The organism is Kovacikia sp. CALU 1929, from assembly GCF_056784235.1.
In genome coordinates, this window is record NZ_JBXBCF010000043.1 from 1 (window position 1) to 10691 (window position 10691).

The 10691-nt window shown below is 48.0% G+C and carries 9 protein-coding genes and 3 pseudogenes; 8 read left to right on the forward strand and 4 right to left on the reverse strand.

Going from position 1 to position 10691, the window contains the following annotated elements; translation table 11 throughout:
* A pseudogene (locus AC1S52_RS03425) lies at window positions 1-244 on the forward strand (hypothetical protein); the annotation flags it as partial.
* A gap of 47 nt (window positions 245-291) precedes the next feature.
* Here AC1S52_RS03425 and AC1S52_RS03430 read toward each other — a convergent pair.
* Both AC1S52_RS03430 and AC1S52_RS03435 read right to left on the reverse strand, forming a co-directional pair.
* Window positions 292-421, reverse strand: a pseudogene (locus tag AC1S52_RS03430) (IS1 family transposase); the annotation flags it as partial.
* Window positions 421-639: pseudogene (locus AC1S52_RS03435) on the reverse strand (IS1595 family transposase); the annotation flags it as partial. The pseudogenes AC1S52_RS03430 and AC1S52_RS03435, both read right to left, overlap by 1 nt.
* A gap of 44 nt (window positions 640-683) precedes the next feature.
* Between AC1S52_RS03435 and AC1S52_RS03440 the strand changes: the two are divergent.
* The 5 genes from AC1S52_RS03440 (at window position 684) to AC1S52_RS03460 (ending at window position 6834) form a co-directional block, all read left to right on the forward strand.
* On the forward strand, window positions 684-866 hold the full coding sequence (locus tag AC1S52_RS03440) for a hypothetical protein (protein ID WP_482027639.1): 183 nt from the start codon (window positions 684-686) through the stop codon (window positions 864-866).
* 161 nt (window positions 867-1027) lie between these two features.
* On the forward strand, window positions 1028-2011 hold the full coding sequence (locus tag AC1S52_RS03445) for a helix-turn-helix domain-containing protein (RefSeq protein ID WP_482027640.1): 984 nt from the start codon (window positions 1028-1030) through the stop codon (window positions 2009-2011).
* A 109-nt stretch (window positions 2012-2120) separates the two neighbouring features.
* Window positions 2121-4739: a TonB-dependent siderophore receptor gene (locus tag AC1S52_RS03450; RefSeq protein WP_482027641.1), complete on the forward strand. Its 2619-nt coding sequence runs from the start codon at window positions 2121-2123 to the stop codon at window positions 4737-4739.
* A gap of 119 nt (window positions 4740-4858) precedes the next feature.
* Entirely contained in the window at window positions 4859-5830 is a 972-nt protein-coding gene (locus AC1S52_RS03455; RefSeq protein ID WP_482027642.1) for an iron-siderophore ABC transporter substrate-binding protein, read from the forward strand.
* Window positions 5827-6834, forward strand: coding sequence for a sucrase ferredoxin (locus tag AC1S52_RS03460; RefSeq protein ID WP_482027643.1), 1008 nt, complete (start codon window positions 5827-5829; stop codon window positions 6832-6834). The genes AC1S52_RS03455 and AC1S52_RS03460 overlap by 4 nt, the downstream gene beginning before the upstream one ends.
* 97 nt (window positions 6835-6931) lie before the next feature.
* Here the strand turns inward: AC1S52_RS03460 and AC1S52_RS03465 are convergent, their stop codons facing one another.
* The gene (locus tag AC1S52_RS03465) at window positions 6932-7735 is read right to left on the reverse strand and encodes an ABC transporter ATP-binding protein (protein WP_482027644.1); all 804 of its coding nucleotides are present in this window, start codon (window positions 7733-7735) and stop codon (window positions 6932-6934) included.
* A 36-nt stretch (window positions 7736-7771) separates the two neighbouring features.
* Window positions 7772-9550, reverse strand: a complete 1779-nt coding sequence (locus tag AC1S52_RS03470; RefSeq protein WP_482027645.1) for an ABC transporter ATP-binding protein — start codon at window positions 9548-9550, stop codon at window positions 7772-7774.
* Between the two features lie 155 nt (window positions 9551-9705).
* On the opposite strand from AC1S52_RS03470, the gene AC1S52_RS03475 reads away from it, so the two are divergent.
* Together AC1S52_RS03475 and AC1S52_RS03480 are read left to right on the forward strand one after the other, a co-directional pair.
* Entirely contained in the window at window positions 9706-10371 is a 666-nt protein-coding gene (locus AC1S52_RS03475) for a Uma2 family endonuclease (RefSeq protein ID WP_482027646.1), read from the forward strand.
* Window positions 10372-10436: 65 nt separating this feature from the next.
* Window positions 10437-10691: IS1/IS1595 family N-terminal zinc-binding domain-containing protein (locus AC1S52_RS03480; RefSeq protein WP_482027647.1), on the forward strand; the 255-nt coding region annotated here is incomplete at its 3' end.

Here is a 10691-nt window from a genome sequence, read left to right on the forward strand (position 1 = left end):
TGAAATCGGCGGACCGCGAATCTTTGATCTACCCAAGATTTCAATGACCGTCGAAGGCAGCATGAATGTGCTGAAGCATTACCAGATCATCGATGGTCCAATCGGACGTACATCCAGGGATGCGGGAACCTTTTTTGGCGATTTACCACTGAAGATGCACGGGTTAAACTCAAACGACTTTACCCATCATTTCAACCTTGACAGTCCACTAGCGCTATGCTGCGACAACTTAGAAACCAGATGAGCTAGGAGGGTTAAGCTATGCCAGTGATAAAACCCGTGAGCCAGATTGTGGTCAAGCGCTGTCCACAGCCAGAGTTTGTTTTTTTAAGCCGACAAACGTTTCTAACTCATCGAGTTCACCAACCTCAGGAATGGTTTGAGGGTCATAGGCATCCGGCAAAGGTTGCCCCCCTTGCTCAGAGTCTCTAACAAAGCACTGAGCAAGGCTTTACCTCTTTGTTTGGCATTATGCACAAACTCGAAGAAGCCCAAATACAAAGGTAGCTTTTCTTGAGAGATGCCGTGATGGGGACGTAACCAAGAGCGCAAGAGTGACCAAAAGCCCTCCATCGTATTGACATGCACTTCACAAAAGCCATCACCATCGTCATCGCGTCCATATTCACCCGTTCCATGCACTAGTCACAGGTCCCCTTGCTGATCGCGTCTTTGAGCCGTTGATGCAAAATCATGCGATCACAGCTAATCTTAATAAAATCGTTGGAACGGTTGTAGGAACAAGGATTGCAGTGCTTTACATCATGAGTGAGATCGGCTTAATTGCCGTTGGGTCGGGTGGATATGCATGGAGCCAGTTACAAGTGATCGAACCTACCCAAACTGACTTGCATCGTATTAAATAACTACCGTTGCCTGCCGCCAATCAAATAGCTAACCTCTATAGCCCAACTTACCAATAATGGCTGGGATGGTTGCAGTGAACCCATCTTCAACCTTCTCTTGCAGTCTGTCCAGAAACAGGGTATTAGTTAAGAACTATTAGCAATAGTTGGTGAATTAAGTTATGGCGATCGCCCTCTCTCAAGAGGAATACTGGGCACTGTTTAGTGAAACGAACACAATTGGGAAGCCCAACTCATTTGAGCGTGTTCAAAGCTATCCCCAAACCTTGGGGTGTGGCTCTGTGCATCAGGTTAATCTGCGAGATGGGATGGAATTGGCAATATTAGATTATTCTCCCTATGACCAACTGACTCTGCATTGTCCAGAGCGAGAACACCCTTTGGAATATAGTTTTTTCCTGTCCGGTGGGTTTAAAGAGCAATCTTGGATTGTGTCAGCGGGACAATATGCCCTGTACGGCAGTGGGCTTGCTCCTGTCGAAAAGCCTGAGTGGTTTGCTTCAGAACAAGTCTTGGAAGTGAATGTCCATATTGATCCAGACCTGTTTCTCGAATTCTGGAATTCTGCGTCAACACCCCTTCAGCCAGAGTTGCAGCACTTAGTTCAACCAGACTCACAGCCGTACTACTGGCGTTCAGGAAGCATCACTACGGCAATGCAGACGGCTCTCCAGCAGATTCTTCACTGCCCTTTCGACGGCATGATCAAACGCATTTATCTAGAAAGCAAAGTATGGGAACTCATGGCATTGTTGATTGCTCAGGAACTCGAACAACGCCAGGAACCTGCTGTCGTCCCGATATTGAAACGTGAGGATATTGATCGCATCCACCACGCCAGGGAAATTCTGTTGCAGCGGTTTGATCATCCCCCCTCGTTGCTGGAATTAGCCCGCCAAGTCGGGCTGAATGACTGTACCCTCAAACGGGGATTTCGCCAGGTCTTTGGCAATACTGCCTTTGGCTGTCTGCATGAATACCGACTGGAGCAGGCACGGCAGTTACTCGAATCAGGTCATTTAAATGTGTCTGAAGTGGCACGCAGGATTGGCTTTGTCAATCGCAGTTATTTTGCAGCGGCATTCCGCAAAAAATTTGGTGTAACGCCCAGAGAGTACCTGGTTCGCCATAAAAATTCCGCCTAGCGTTCAAAAAATTCCGTTCAGGAGTCGGAGCGATCGCCCAGTGGCTTCCATTTCTCGGTATCTTCTTGAGAGCTATTCCTAATTAAGGTATCTATTTGGTGTGCGGAAGATGAATAGAACTAAGTCACAGCAGTTGGGTAGGGTTCAATTCTACAGATGGGTCTTACTTCTGGTAGGAAGTTTAGTCGGGGCGTTGGCGTTGCCAGGGTGGGCGCAGGCGAGTGGGAGAGTGGAAGAGTGGAAAAGTGGGCGCATCGGTAAGAATTCATCCACCCATCGACCCACCTACGCACCGACCCATTCACCCATCGACTCATTCACCCGCGATCACGATCGCCCTGCTACGACGGTCAAAGAATGGTTTGCCCAAATTGAAGCGGCTACGGTTCAGGTCACGGGAGTCAAGCTTAATCGCACCGACACTGGATTGGATATTATGCTCGAAACTGCCGAGGGTAAGCCTTTACAGGTGGATGCCACTCAGTTTCGGGCGGACGGTTCATCTCTGGTTGCGGATATTCCCAATGCGGTGCTGGCGTTACCTGATGCGGAGGAATTCAGCGCTGATAATCTGGCGGCAGACATTGCTACAGTGCGCGTTACCCAGCAGGATACCAGAACGATTCGGGTGAGTGTGACCGGAACGAATGCCCTGCCCCAGTCAGAGGTCACTTTGAGAACGGGAGAATTTGCCTATAGCCTCAATCCGGCAGCGGACGAACCGGATGAGGAAATCGTGGTTACAGGCGATCGCGATGATGGCTACAATCCTTCTAATTCCGGTACGGCGACCGGGACGAATACACGCATTCGGGATATTCCGCTCTCGATCCAGATCGTTCCACAACAGGTTCTTCAAGACCGCAATGTCACGGAACTTGGAAATGCGCTGGAAACACTTGGAGGAGTGGTTCCTTCAGGTGGAAGAGGCACCAGTGTCTTTGGTCCCAATTTCCTGATTCGAGGCTTTGATGTCAGTGATAGTATTTTTCGCGATGGGATTAGCTACTTCTCATTAGCCCCTTTGAGTACCAACGACATTGAACGGATTGAGGTGCTGAAAGGTCCTGCTTCTGTGCTGTTTGGGCAGGGAGAGCCGGGTGGGATTATCAATCTAGTGTCTAAACCGACTTTACGAGACCCATTTTACTCATTATCATTCAGTGCTGGAAGCTTTAATACCTATCGAGGTGGGCTTGATTTTTCCGGTCCCTTGAATGATGCCAGAACAGTGCGGTATCGGTTGAATGTTTCCTATGAAAACTATGGCAGTTTTCGTGATTTTGTAAATGGAGAGCAGTTTGTTGTATCGCCGGTTCTGACATGGGATATTGGGCCAAATACATCGATCAATTTCTACGGTCAATATACCCGCAACCGCGAAACCATTGATGAGGGGGTTGTTGCGATTGGCGATCGCGTTGCCAATCTTCCTCGTGATCGCTTTCTGGGAGAACCCTTTGGCGAATTTAAGCAAAATCAATTTAATTTGGGTTACCGATTTAACCATCGGTTTAATGATAATTTAGCGATTCGCCATGCCCTGCAATATACCCAATACAAGCCCGAACGGTATGCCCCACTATTTGATTCCCTGGATGAGGAAACTGGCGAACTGAGCCGCTTTGAATACTTTGCAGGTGGAACATACAAACGCTTTTTTACCAATGCGGAATTAATTGGTCAATTCAATACTGGCTCTGTCAGACATCAGGTGTTGTTTGGGACTGAATATCGTCGCGATGCGGAAGCTCCGAGTTTTCAGTTCAGTAATAGTTACCCATCAATCAATATCTTCAACCCGATTTATACGAGGATACCTTATACGATCGCTCCAGAGTTTTTCCGGGATGACACTGTAGATACAATTGGGATCTATCTACAAGATCAAATTGACTTGCTAACTAATTTAAAAGTATTGGCAGGTGTTCGTTATGACTATGTTGATCAATTGCGGACAACTCAAAATTTAGGCGAACCCAGAGAGGAGTTTCAATTACAAAATAGTCGGTTTACGCCCCGATTTGGCATTGTCTATCAACCGATCGAACCTATATCGCTCTATGCCTCTTATACCACATCGTTTAATCCATCCTTTGGAGCCAGTCGAAACGAGGATGGGTCAACCTTTGAACCCGAAACAGGACGGCAATTTGAAGTGGGTATCAAGGCAGATATATCTGATCGTCTCAGTTTCACCTTGGCAGCTTTCGACATTCGCAAACAGAATGTGACAACGCCTGATCCAGTTAATCCAGCCTTTTCACTCCAAACGGGGGAGGTTGCCAGTCGCGGATTTGAACTCAATTTGGGAGGGGAAGTCCTACCGGGCTGGAATGTGGTTGCTGCCTATACCTATCTGGATGCCTTTGTGAGTAAGGATAATACCGATATTGTCGGGAATCGACTAGCGAATGTACCGGAAAATCAATTCAGCCTGTGGACGACCTACGAAATTCAGCAGGGTGATCTGAAAGGCTTAGGATTTGGTTTAGGGTTGTTCTATGTGGATCGCCGCCAGGGTGATTTAGACAATACCTTTACCCTACCCAGCTATTTTCGTACCGATGCGGCTCTGTTTTACCGCCGTAATAATTGGCGGGCGCAGTTGAACATCCAGAACCTATTTGATATTGAGTACTTTTCTTCTGCCAACTATGGTTCTCGGTTAGGCGTTAATCCCGGTGCGCCTTTTTCTATCGTAGGAACCATTTCAGTTGATTTTTAAGCGGGAGAAAGCATGAGTATTGAGAAGATTGCTATCCACCAATTGAAGGGACTTTTATCTATGTTACCGGATGACCCGATCTCATGAATCGATATCGCCTTCGCTGTCTACTAGTGTCTATGCTCATGTTGTTCACCTGCTGGTGCGCGATCGCTGGTCACTCAATTTCTCCCTCAACCGCACCCGTTACATCCGCCAATTGCCACGTTGTTGAGCATGCGGCAGGTGTGACCTGTGTCCCCAATACGATTCAACGCCTGGTTACCTTAGATGAAACATCCTTTGAGTATGCGGTTGCCCTTGGATTTCAATCGATAGGAACAACCCTATCTCAGAGAATGCCGTTCTACCTGAACGATCGCTTGATGGGAGTTGAAAACATTGGCGAAGCGGGTAGCCCAAATTTAGAACGGGTGTTGGCTTTAAAGCCGGATCTGATTCTAGGACTCGATTATCATCGGGGAGTCTATGCCCAAGCTTCACAGATTGCACCAACAATACTGATTAAATTTGACCATAGTGGCGAATGGAAAGCAGTATTCCAACGCTTTGGCTTTGCTCTAAATCGGGCAACGATTGTGCAACAGGCAATGGATCAATATCATCGTCGCTTGCAAGACTTGCAGAATACGCTAGAAGTGGCGGCTGATTCAGCTCAGGGATTATCCTTTCCCTTCAAAGTATCGGTGGTGCGAATCTATCCAGATACGATCAATCTTTATCTGCGAGATTCTTTTTGCGGCACTATTCTACAGGACGCAGGACTGACTCGACCCAATTTGCAAAACCTTTCTGCTTCAGAGGCAAAACAACGGTTTGGGAATGAAATTCAAGTATCCATTAGCGTGGAACAGGTTGATCAAGCAGATGGAGATGTCATGTTTATCTGGACATCGGAGAACACGGCGGCAGCGAATCAAACTGCCCGAAAAAAGTTAGCAGGATTGCAGTCAAGCCCTCTCTGGCAGAGCCTAAACGCAATGAAAAAGGATCGTATCTATTTTGTGCCAGAGTACTGGATTGGGAGTGGTCCAATCGCCGCAAACGCAGTCATTGATGATTTGTTCAAATACCTGGTGAAACCATCATGAACCTGTCGCTCAACACTACTCATAGCCGTTGTCAATTCTGCTCAGAAATCTCTCAGGCGAACGGCGAAGACCCGATCGGCTCTGCGATCGTTGTTGACCAATATTTAATCATTGAAACTCCCCAACCTTGGAAAACAACCATCTGGATTGAACCCGATCCCATGCCCCAAGGCGTTTTAGAGGCGTTGAACTTTGTTTGGGATAACGGTGGTACGATTCGACAGTTAGCGATCGCCCCGGATCGGGAATACTCCCATCCAGGCTATACGCGAGTTTTTTACTACCGCCGCCCCAACCAGCCTTTTGCCCAATTTGAGAAACATGAGTTCATCATTCCCCATGCCTTACTGGGTTCTATGGCATTAGCATTACTCAAATATCCAGAAGAATTATCCAATTTTGCTCAGTATCGCCAATCAACTGACCATATTCGTGAAATACTCATTTGTACCCACGGTAACGTGGATGCCGCTTGCAGTCGATTTGGCTATCCCATCTACAAGCAGTTGCGAACGGAGTATGCTGTTTCCACTCCCCACCTCCGGGTCTGGCGATGTAGCCACTTCGGTGGACACCAATTTGCACCAACGCTCGTGGACTTACCCCAAGGGCAATACTGGGGGCATTTACAACCAGATATTCTAGAGGTTTTGATCAAGCGTCATGGCTCATTGAAAGCGCTGTATCCTTACTACCGAGGGTGGGGTGGTCTATCTAAGTTTGAGCAAATAGCAGAACGGGAAATTTGGCTGCACAAAGGCTGGAAGTGGCTTGATTATGAGAAATCTGGGCAGGTAGTGGCGATCGATCCGTCAGATTTACGTGCTCCTAACTGGGCAGAGGTGCGCCTCAGTTTCAACTCAGCCGATGGTCAAGTCTCTGGTGTTTACGAAGCCCGCATCGATGGCAAGGGGATGGTCGAAACGATGAAAGCATCGGGCAACAATGAGCCGCTTTGCAAAGTGAAGCAGTATCGGGTGAGTCATCTGACCAAACTTGCTTAAAGTTCCGTTTAGGAGTCAACAAACTCCCGCCAGGAGCCGCTCTCGTAGAAGCACCTGCGGCTGAAGAAACGTAAGTGGCGTTTATGGCTTTATTCAATCAATTTGACTTCGTTTTTGCACTGATTGGCACACACATAGGAGTTCCTGCGATCGGGTCAGGATAGATTTGACATTGCAAGTTAAACACTGCTCGGACGGTTTCTGCGGTGATCACACGTTGAGGATCACCCGCTGCAAAAATCTGTCCGGCTTTCATGGCAATTAAGTAGTCCGCATACCGACAAGCGTGGTTTAAGTCATGCAACACCATGACAATCGTGCGTTCCTGCTGCTCATTCAGGTCATGCAGAAGATCCAGCACTTCAATCTGATGAGCCAGATCCAGGAATGTGGTCGGCTCATCTAGTAGGAGAATTTGCGTGTTTTGAGCCAACGTCATCGCAATCCAGGCACGCTGACGTTGGCCACCGGAAAGGGTATCGAGCGGACGATCTCCCAGTTCCGCCAGATCAGTAATTTCCAACGCTTGTTGCACATATTCTTCATCCTGGGAGGACCACTGTTGGAGCCAATTCTGATAGGGATAGCGTCCTTGAGATACGAGATCTTTGACCGTTAATCCTTCTGGTGCAACTGGACCTTGAGGAAGCAATCCCAATTGTTGAGCAACCGATTTGGTTGATCGTTGCGCGATCGATTTTCCATCTAGATAAACGCCTCCGTGAGTGGGTTTCAGTAATCGTGCTAACCCTCGCAATAAGGTTGATTTACCACATCCATTGGCACCGACCAATGCCGTAATTTTTCCAGCAGGAATTGCCAGGGTTAAATCTCGGACGATCACCGTGTTTTCGTAAGCGAGGGTCAGGTCACGGGCTGTGAGGGCAGGGAAAATCGACATGAGAATTAATATCAATAATAGAACTAAGCTCTGATTCTAATCAGATTTCTGCCAGGTGTGAAGCATTTGGGCAAAATGGGACTGTGGTTGTTCGAGTAATGTCAGGCGATCGCCGTACTCCAACACACGCCCCTGATCCAGAATCAAGATTTGATCGGCTCGTTGGACAGTTTGTAAGCGATGAGCAATGATTATTCCGGTGCGATGAGTCAGGAGTTTGGTGATTGCCCGCTCAATCAGTAACTCAGTCTGAGGACCCAAACGAGAAGAGGCTTCATCCAAAATTACCAGTCCAGGATTTTTGAGAAAGACTCGCACAAATGCCAGAAGTTGTGCTTGTCCTGCTGAAAGCCCACCATTGTTGGAACCAAGGAGAGAATTGAGTCCATCTGGAAGGGAGCGCAACCATTGCCCTAACCCCAAAGCTTCTAATGTTTCCAGGATTTCCTTATCCCGAATTTGAGGATCGAAAAAGGTCAGGTTATCCCGCACACTGGCTTGAAACAACTGTACATCCTGCGTCACTAGTCCAACTCGCTGACGCACTTCCGAGAGCGGGACATGGGAAATCAAGCAATTCTCTAACCGAATTTCGCCAGATTGAATATCGTATAGGCGCAACAATAAACGAGCGATCGTACTTTTACCGCTGCCTGTACGTCCTAAGAGACCTAAAACTTGACCGGCTGGAAGGTGGAAGGAGATGTCCTCAAGCGTAGATGGGGAAATAGGAGGATCGGAAAATGGGAGCAGTATTTCGTTTGCTTCCTGATAGCTGAACCAGACTTGTTTAAAGGAGACAGACAATGCCCCCATTGGCAGGGGAAACTGCCCTTGTTCAATTAACCTGGATTGTTCATTGAATAAATCACGAATTCGATAGATACTAGCTTCCACCTGCTGTAGTTGTTCCAGTTCCTCCCGAATTCGTTCGATCGGCTGGGACAACAGATTGGTGTAGTGAAAGATCAAATAGGCGGTTCCAATGGTGATGGCATTTTGCTGCCAGAGATAGGCGGCGAGCGTGAGAGCGAGGGAATTGCCGATGGTAAATAACCCCACGCTGCTAAACCACAGAACGGTGCTGGCAAACCTGGCTTGTTGGTAAATGGGTAGCCAGCGTTGCGATAGGTCATAGAAGCGATGCATCACATAACCGACAGACCCATTGGCGCGTATATCTTCCCGTCCAGCAATCTGCTCACCCAAGGAGCCATAAAATTCGGCACTGATTTGACGGTATTCTGCCCAAGGCGCGATCGCCATAAATCGCAAACTTAACAGCAGTGCTAACGCCATTAAAGCAAACAAGGTTAAACTGAGTCCAGCCAATCGATTTTCAAACCAGAGAACAACCAAAATTCCAATTAAAAGAATGCCATTGCCGAACACATGAATCACTAGTTGAGAGAAAAATCGTGAGAGGGCGTTGACATCACCATCGACTCGTTCTAGTAACTCTCCTGGTGTATGGGCTTTGTGAAACGACAAATCAAGTCGTAAACAGTGGGCAGCTAAGTCAATCCGTAGGGCATTCGTGGCTGTCCAGGCTACCATTTCTCCCAAATAGGTAGCGGCAACGGAGAAGACCTGAGTCAGTAAGGCGATCGCTGTAAATAAGAGTGCTGCAACCAGTAAATTCTGCTGAGAACCCCCTTTGACTGCGGTGTCAATGAAGTAACCAAGAATTTGGGGATTGATAATTTGCAGCGCAATGCTACTCAATAGGACGATCGCCAACACAACAACACGACCCTGCTGCGGTTTTAGATAGTCTGACAAGAGCGATCGATATGGCTGAAAGGGAATCCCCATTTACCCACCTGCGTCTTTAACCCGTTCAGCAGCTTAGCGTAAAGTTTGCTGACCGGGGAAGCTGATTTTGGCTCCTGGCGGGAGTTTTTTGACTCCTAAACGGAACTTTTGGATTGATTGTCTTAAAATAGAACCAACCCACTGAGAACGTTATCATGACGACTCATCAACTGCACCGCCAAACTCACAAACTGCCACCCTTGGAAAATGGCGATCGCTTGACTCGTGCTGAGTTTGAGCGGCGCTATGCGGCAATGCCCCATCTCAAGAAAGCTGAATTGATCGAAGGAGTAGTTTACATGGCGGCAGCGCTTCGATTTAGAAGTCACGGTCAACCCCATGCTCAACTATTGGGTTGGCTGTTCAATTACCAGGTGGAAACGCCAGGGATACAACTGGCAGATAACGCAACCGTGCGGCTCGATCGCGATAATGATCCTCAGCCTGATGTTGCATTGTTTCTAGATCCCGCATTGGGTGGGCAAGTGCAGATTTCTGAGGATGACTACCTTGAAGGAGCACCCGAGCTGATTGCTGAAGTGGCTGCCAGCAGTGCTTCCTATGATTTGGGTGATAAGAAAAAAGCCTATCGTCGAAATGGGGTAAGAGAGTATATTGTCTGGCAGATGTTTGAGAACAAGTTGGATTGGTTTGTTTTGCAGGACGATGAGTATGTGGAGTTAATGCCAGATGCGGATGGCATGATTCGCAGTCAGCAGTTTCCGGGATTGTGGCTGGCAGTAGAGGCATTGCTCAAAGGAGATATGGTGCAAGTGCTGGCAGTGTTACAACAAGGGGTAGTGCCCTTTTGTAAAGGGTAGAGAAAATTAGAGTCGCTATGATAGATCACCCCTGATTGTGCAACTACTCCCAGCCGTAATCCAGCATGACGCCGTATCTCCTCTGTCCGACCTGTGGTTCCGATGACATCATGAAAAACGGCACCACCCGTCGAGGTAAACAGAACTACACGTGCCGCGATTGTGGTCGTCAGTTTGTGGAGAATCCTCAATGGAAACCGAACGACAAAGACACCTGTGCGTTGCGTGATCGCCTGTTGCTGGAACGCATGGCACTCGCAGGCCTTGCCCGCGGGCTGCAGTTGTCCGCGCGTTGGGTGCAACAGTACGTGCCTGAGTGC